This window comes from Streptomyces sp., assembly GCF_035563135.1.
In the GTDB taxonomy this organism is placed as follows: Bacteria; Actinomycetota; Actinomycetes; order Streptomycetales; family Streptomycetaceae; genus Streptomyces.
This window is the reverse complement of record NZ_DATMVN010000179.1, coordinates 1-6,219: the sequence shown is the minus strand read 5'-3', so window position 1 is coordinate 6,219 and position 6,219 is coordinate 1. Positions and strand designations below refer to the sequence as shown.

8 protein-coding genes are annotated in these 6,219 nt (G+C 71.8%); 2 read left to right on the top strand and 6 right to left on the bottom strand.

Going from position 1 to position 6,219, the window contains the following annotated elements; translation table 11 throughout:
- Positions 1 to 69: 69 nt before the first annotated feature.
- The 3 genes from VN520_RS39570 to VN520_RS07675 all read right to left on the bottom strand — a co-directional run bounded on the left by VN520_RS39570 (position 70) and on the right by VN520_RS07675 (position 1,618).
- Positions 70 to 423, bottom strand: a complete 354-nt coding sequence (locus VN520_RS39570) for an SAM-dependent methyltransferase (RefSeq protein ID WP_414719791.1) — start codon at positions 421 to 423, stop codon at positions 70 to 72.
- Between the two features lie 98 nt (positions 424 to 521).
- Positions 522 to 758 (bottom strand): DUF397 domain-containing protein, encoded by a 237-nt coding sequence (locus VN520_RS07680; RefSeq protein WP_014049581.1) that lies wholly within the window; start codon positions 756 to 758, stop codon positions 522 to 524.
- On the bottom strand, positions 758 to 1,618 hold the full coding sequence (locus VN520_RS07675) for a helix-turn-helix transcriptional regulator (protein WP_325746100.1): 861 nt from the start codon (positions 1,616 to 1,618) through the stop codon (positions 758 to 760). Before VN520_RS07675 ends, VN520_RS07680 begins: the two co-directional genes overlap by 1 nt.
- Before the next feature lie 204 nt (positions 1,619 to 1,822).
- Here VN520_RS07675 and VN520_RS07670 point away from each other — a divergent pair, with 204 nt between their 5' ends.
- Both VN520_RS07670 and VN520_RS07665 read left to right on the top strand, forming a co-directional pair.
- Positions 1,823 to 2,281: an ATP-binding protein gene (locus tag VN520_RS07670; RefSeq protein WP_325746099.1), complete on the top strand. Its 459-nt coding sequence runs from the start codon at positions 1,823 to 1,825 to the stop codon at positions 2,279 to 2,281.
- Positions 2,275 to 2,715 (top strand): hypothetical protein, encoded by a 441-nt coding sequence (locus tag VN520_RS07665; protein ID WP_325746098.1) that lies wholly within the window; start codon positions 2,275 to 2,277, stop codon positions 2,713 to 2,715. Before VN520_RS07670 ends, VN520_RS07665 begins: the two co-directional genes overlap by 7 nt.
- A 15-nt stretch (positions 2,716 to 2,730) precedes the next feature.
- On the opposite strand, the gene VN520_RS07660 is transcribed toward VN520_RS07665, so the two are convergent.
- The 3 genes from VN520_RS07660 to VN520_RS07650 all read right to left on the bottom strand — a co-directional run.
- A complete protein-coding gene (locus VN520_RS07660; RefSeq protein WP_325746097.1) occupies positions 2,731 to 4,077 on the bottom strand; it encodes a 6-phospho-beta-glucosidase in 1,347 nt (448 codons plus the stop codon).
- An 83-nt stretch (positions 4,078 to 4,160) separates the two neighbouring features.
- Positions 4,161 to 5,684 carry a cytochrome P450 gene (locus VN520_RS07655; RefSeq protein ID WP_325746096.1) on the bottom strand — a complete coding sequence of 508 codons (1,524 nt, stop codon included), beginning with the start codon at positions 5,682 to 5,684 and terminating at the stop codon, positions 4,161 to 4,163.
- 79 nt (positions 5,685 to 5,763) lie between these two features.
- Positions 5,764 to 6,219: GTP-binding protein (locus tag VN520_RS07650; protein ID WP_325746095.1), on the bottom strand; the 456-nt coding region annotated here is incomplete at its 5' end.

Genomic DNA, 6,219 nt, shown 5'->3' with positions numbered 1-6,219 from the left:
GTGAGGTGCGTCGTGACATGGGTCCATTGTGACCTGCCGGCCACGGGCCGCCGTCGCGCCCCGCACCGCTCAGCGCTTGCGCGCCACGCCCCCGCAACCGGGGACCGGCTCGTCGCCGGGGACCTCGACGACCGCGCCGGGCTCCGGCCGCCGGTCCGCCGGGAGCGGGACGCCCGGCTCGACGGGTCCGAGGCCGGGGAGCCGAGGTACGCCGCTCCCGGCGAGTCGGCGGGTGGCCCGGTGCGGGAAGGCCCGGTCGGCCCGCGCCATGTCACGGCCCCCGGTGTCCAGGGCGAGCAGCTGCTGGACCATCTGTTCGTCGACCGGACAGCCGTCCTTGCCGTCGAGGAACCGGTCCTGCCTCCGTGCCGGATGCGGCTCGGCCGTGCCGGTCTCGGCGGCCTGGGTCCCCGGCCCGGTCATGACGCGCTCCGTCGGCCGGAGACTTCGGCGAACAGCGCGCGGTGGCAGATCGTGGGGCCGTGTGCCCGGTGGGGTGCTGTATCAGGAGGTGCGGTGCATCAGGTCAGGAGGAAGTCGGCCTGTCCGGCCTTGGCGCCCTGGATGAAGGCGGCGATCTCTCCGTTGGAGTAGATGAGCGCGGGACCGTCGGGATCCGCGGACTGGCGGACCGCCACCCTGCCGTCCGCCAGCTTCATGGCCTCGATGCAGTTGCCGCCGTTACCACCGCTCCACGGCTTGTACCAGCCTTCGGTGCCGAGATCGGCGGCCGGCATGCCGTTGTATATGTGGTTCATCACAGCTCCTTGCGGAAGTCCCTGAGGATTTCCTTCGTGCGTTGTGCAGTTGCGGCCTGAGCCGCCATTCGGTCCATGACCTCGAGGTAGGAGGCCACCTCGGGACGCGCGTCGAAGTAGACGGCGCCGGTCAGGTACTCGCTGTAGACCATGTCCGGGAGTTCGGGGACCGCGAAGCGGAAGAGGACGAACGGGCCGTACGTGCCCGGGTGGTGGCCGGTCGCGAACTCCGCGATCTGCAGGGTCACGTTGGGCAGGTCGGTCGCCTCCAGCAGGCGGTCGACCTGGGCCCGCATGGCGTCGGGGCTGCCGACGGGACGGCGCAGGACGGTCTCGTCCATCACCACCCACAGCTTCGGCGCCTCCGCCTTGGTCAGCAGCGACTGCCGTTCCATCCGCAGCGCCACATGGCGCTCGATGTCCGCGGGCCGGGTCTGGCCGACCGCGCCGGTGCGCAGGACGGAGCGCGCGTAGTCCTCGGTCTGCAGCAGACCGGGGACGAAGTGCGGCTCGTAGGTGCGCAGGAGGCTCGCGGCACCTTCCAGGCTGACGTACATGCTGAACCAGTCGGGCAGCACGTCGTGGAAGCGCTGCCACCAGCCGGGCTTGTTGGCCTCTTCGGCGAGCTCGACGAATGCTTCGACCTCGTCGTCGGCGATGCCGTAGGCCTTGAGGAGGAGCTGGACGTAGGGGATCTTCAGCCCGACCTCGGCCGTCTCCATCCTGCGTACGGTCCCCGGGGCGACACGGAGCACCTTCGCCGCCTGGTCACGGCTCAGGCCGACGCGCTCCCGCAGATCCTGCAGGCGCTTGCCGAGAACGACCTGGCCCACGGTCGGGGCGGACCGCGGTTCGCTCACTTCAGACCTCCCGATGCGCTGTGTGCCAGCAGTCTGCCATGCGCATGGCTTCAGGGACACAGTCACTCTGAATTTTTCAGAGTGCCTCTTGCCAAGTGTTCATGTCAGGGGGAGAGTTGGTGACCGAACCAAGTCCGCGTGATCGCGTCCGCCCTTTCCGGGTGGTGCGAGGCGTGACACAGCCCCCACTGTGAGGAATCGGTCGTGGCACCTGGCAGTGCGCTCATCCCCCGGCTCATGGACCTCAGCCCCGGGACGGAAGCGCTCCGTTACTGCTTCGCGCTTCCGGCGCGCCCCGAGTCGGTGGCCGGAGCCCGGCGCCTCACACGCGCCCGGCTGGCGGACTGGCGGCTGACCGGGGACACCCACGACGCGGCCGTGCTGATCGTCTCCGAGCTGGTCACCAACGCGGTGGTGCACACCGCGAGCGCCCGGGTCGTCTGCGAGCTCCGCTGCGAGGGCAGCAGTGTGCGCATCTCCGTGCAGGACCAGGGACATCAGCCCGGAGGCCCCCGGATGTCCCTCACCTCCGAGGGGGAGCACGGACGCGGACTGCTGCTCGTCGACTCCATGAGCGCCGCCTGGGGCTCCCATGCCGCGGGGAACCACTCGGGGCGCATCGTGTGGGCCGAGCTGCCGTACGGCCCGGAGCGGACATGCTGAGGAACGCCCTGTCCCAGCTGCTCGGCGTGCGCCGCGCCCGCCCCGTGGAGGAGGGCGGCGTCCCCGGCAGGATCCGGCTTCCGCTGCCGCCCGCCCTGTCGGCGGACCTCGGCTGCGACGCGGTGGGCGTACCGGCGCAGTACGGGTTCCGGCTGATGTCGCACCTGCCGCGCGCCGGGTGCGTGTTCGCCGACGCCGACCGGTGGTGGTGGATCGTCCCGTCGGGTTCGGACCTCGATCTGGACTGGCCGGAGCAGGCCTCGTACGCCACCGGGGCCTACGTCCCCGCCGGGCGCCCCCGGCTGATCCACGCGCCGGACAGCCGTACGCCCTACACGCCGCCCATTCCGCTCTTCCTCATGGTGTGCCAGGTCACCGGTGTCGCGCCGTCCTGGGACCCGCCCGGCCGGCCGAGGGCCGTCCGCGTTCCCTGACGGCGCCCGGCCCGTTCACGGCCGGTCGAGATAGGCGAGCCCCGGGTGGACCCCGGTGTATCCCTCGACCAGCCGGCGGGCCACGGAGACGGAGTCGACCAGCGGGTGCAGGGCGAAGGCCCGCACGGCCGCCGCCCGTGACCCGCTCTCCGCGGCTTCGAGCACCGCCCGCTCCACGGCCTTGACCGCTGTGACCAGCCCGACCGCGTGGTACGGGAGCGGGTCGACGGCGACGGGCTGCGCGCCGTTGGCGTCGACCAGGCACGGCACCTCGATGACGGCGTCCGCGTCGAGCTCCGGAAGGGTGCCCCGGTTGCGGACGTCGAGGATCAGCGAGGTCCGTTCGTTGCGGGCGACGGCGCGCATCAGGGCGAGGGCCACCTGCTCGTAACCTCCGGACTCCAGATCGCTCTCCTCGCGCTCACCGGCTCCGGCCACGTCCCGGTTCTCCGACATGTACGTCGCCTCACGTTCGGCACGCGTACGGTCCCAGGTGGCCAGCGGCGGGGCGGCCGGGTCCTTCATCCGGGCGTAGAAGCCCTCCTGCTGTTCGCGGAGGAAGGCGCCGCGGGTCTGCTCGGCGTCCTGGTAGGCGCGGACCGCCTCCCGGTTGAAGTAGTAGTAGTGCAGGTACTCGTTGGGGATCGCGCCCAGCGAGCGCAGCCAGTCGGGGCCGAAGAGCCTGCCCTCCTCGAAGGAGCCGAGCAGCACCGGGTCCGCGAGCAGGCGCGGGAGTTCGTCGCGGCCCTCGACCCACAGGCCCCGGACCCATCCGAGGTGGTTGAGTCCGACGTAGTCGATCCGTGCCCGGTCCGGGTCCGCGCCCAGGACCCGGGCGATCCGGCGGCCGAGTCCCACCGGGGAGTCGCAGATGCCGATGACCCGGTCGCCGAGGTGCCGGGCCATGGCCTCGGTGACCAGGCCCGCCGGATTGGTGAAGTTGATGACCCACGCGTCGGGCGCGAGCCGGGCGATGCGCCGGGCGAGGTCCGTGGCCACGGGAACGGTGCGCAGCCCGTAGGCGATACCGCCGGCCCCGGTCGTCTCCTGGCCCAGGACCCCCTCGTCGAGCGCGACGCGTTCGTCGGCGGCGCGGCCTTCCAGACCGCCGACCCGGATCGCGGAGAAGACGAAGTCCGCGCCCCGCAGGGCCTCGTCGAGATCGCCGGTGGCGAGGACGGCGGGCGCGTCGTCGATGCCGGCCGCCTGTTCGGCGAGGACCCGGGCGACCGCCGTGAGCCGGTCCGCGTCCGTGTCGTACAGGGTCACCCGCGAGACGCGGCCTTCGGCGTGGTCCCCGAGCAGCGCCCCGTACACGAGAGGGACCCGGAATCCGCCTCCGCCAAGAATTGTCAGCTTCACGCTGCTCGATGGTACGGGGCGAAGGGCCGGGTGCCCCGGACCCCGGGGGCCCGGGGCACCCGGCACGGCGCGGGCCGCCGGTGTCAGTGGCCGTTCCACCAGCGCACGACGGCGTGCCAGATCCTCGCCGGCCCGCCGCGCTGCGCCGGGATGACGGCGCCCTCTCCGGGGGCCGCGTGCGGTCCGGCGGTGTCCGCTCCGGCCGGGGCGGGAGCCGCCGGGGAGGCGGAGCCACGCCGGGGGGCGGAGGGTGACGACACCTCCCAGTCGGCCTGCGCCCGGGACCGGGCCATCGCCGGCAGGGGTTCCGCGTCGATCTCCTGCTGCGGACTGGGCGCGAAACTCGCCGGCAGGTCCACCAGGTGCCGCGAGACGAAGTTTCCGGTCCAGCTCAACTCGCTCTCGGCGACGCTGAGTTCCAGGTCGGGAAGGCGCATCAGCAGGGCGTCGACACCTACGTCGGCGATGGCACGCCCGATGTCCTGGCCGGGGCACTCGTGGGGGCCGCTGCTGAACGCCATGTGGGCGCGGTTGCCCTCCATGCCGGCGGTGAGGTCGGGCCGGATGGCGGGATCCGTGTTGGCCGGCGCGATACCGACGATGAGGGCGTCACCGGCCTTGATCTGCTGCCCGCCGAGCTCGGTGTCCCCCACCGCCCAGCGGCCCAGGATCGAGGTGAACGGCGGCTCGTCCCACAGCGTCTGCTCGACGGCCTCGGGGACGGTCATGTGCCCGCCGCTGAGCCTGGCCCGGAACCTCGGGTCCGTGAGAACCATGCGCAGCACGTTGGCGATCAGGTTGGTGGTCGTCTCGTAGGCGACGATGAGGACCACCCGCAGGTGTTCGCTGACCTCCTTGTCGGTGAGTCCGGCGGGGTGTTCGACCAGCCAGGTGGCGAAGTCCTCGGCGGGCGCCTCCCGGCGGCGGCTGACCAGCCGGTCCAGCACGCCGATCACATAGGCGTTGCTCGCGACTGCGGTCTCCGAGCCTCGCGTCATGTCACGCGCGGCCTGCACCAGGCGGTCGTCGTACTCCTCCGGCATGCCGATGATCGCGCACATCACCATCATCGGCAGCCGCTCGGCGAACTGGCTGACCAGCTCCGCGTGGCCTTCCTGGCAGAAGTCGTTGACCAGCCGGTTGCTGTAGCGGTTGATGTGACGGCGCACGCCGCGGGTGTCGATGCGCGCCATGCTGTCGGTGACCGCGCCGCGCAGCCGTTCGTGGGTGGCGCCCTCGGCGAACGAACACACCGGCTGCCAGGTGAAGACCGGGGCGAGCGGGTGGTCCGGGGGCACGCTGCCCTCCTGCAGGGCACGCCAACGGCGCGAGTCGCGGGAGAACTGTGAGGGGGTGCGGGTCATGTGGAGGTTCTCGCTGTGCCCGAGCACCAGCCAGGCGGGGACGTCCCCGTGCATCAGGACAGGTGCGACCGTGCCGTGTTCGGCGCGCAGCTTCTCGTACAGGCCCGCGGGGTCCGCCTCGGCTTCGGGCCCGTACAGCCGGCGCAGCCCGCCGGGCCCGATGCCCATGCCGTGCGCGGGGCATTGCGGGGGCGGAACCGGACCTGTGGGCGATCCGGGTTCGTCGTGGAAGGGGGTTGTCACTGTGGCTCCAGGAATAAGGCGTTCTGTGACCGGGCGAGTGGGGACAGAGCCCGTTCAGAGGCAGAGGTGCGTGCCGTCCTCAGGTGAGCGGCACGGCAAGGCTGTGCAGGTAGCGCATCAGGGTCATCAGCACATCGCGGCTGGAGGCGCGCAGCCGGGCGTCGCAGTCGATCATCGGCACCTCGTCCGGCAGGTCCAGGGCTCTGCGCAGGGCCTCCACGGGGTGGTGCGGCGCACCGGGGAAGGTGTTGACGGCCACGACGAACGGCACGCCGCGCTCCTCCAGCCTGCCGATGACGTCGAAACTGACCTGGAGCCGCCGGGTGTCGATGAGGACGACGGCCCCGAGGGCTCCTTCGAAGAGCCCGTTCCACAGGAACCAGAAGCGTTCCTGGCCGGGGGTGCCGAACAGATAGAGGATCAGTTCCTCGCTGAGGCTGATCCGGCCGAAGTCCATGGCCACGGTGGTGGCGGTCTTGGACTCCACCCCCGCGTTGTCGTCCACGCCGACGCCGGCCTGGGTCATGGTCTCTTC